Below are 312 nucleotides of genomic sequence, written 5' to 3' on the forward strand. Positions count from 1 at the left end.
GAGCTATATAATTTCCTTATCGCTCTCAAACTTATCCAAAAGCATGTACAAGACGTCCCTCAGTTTCAGCGTGGGGAAGCACTGCCATCAACCATTCATGCCAAACAGCTTGATTCTATGCCGCTTCATGAAGCCTTAAGGGTGAGCATTGAGCCTCAAAAGGTGTTTGAGTACCCGCACAATATCCCCAAGCGTTTTGCTGGACTTATCCAATTGGAAGCCAACGAAAAAGAATATGAGCAAGCTCAAGCACTCACGCATCAAATCAACGAACTTAGGGCTACCATCGTCAACTACATTGCGGAAAAAGAG

1 protein-coding gene is annotated in these 312 nt (G+C 44.9%); it reads left to right on the forward strand.

What is annotated here, in order from left to right; genetic code table 11:
* The coding region (locus Q5762_RS37725) for a hypothetical protein (protein WP_315896827.1) at nucleotides 1-312 on the forward strand (312 nt) is incomplete at both ends.

The organism is Streptomyces sp. P9(2023), from assembly GCF_032436795.1.
Taxonomy (GTDB): Bacteria; Actinomycetota; Actinomycetes; order Streptomycetales; family Streptomycetaceae; genus Streptomyces.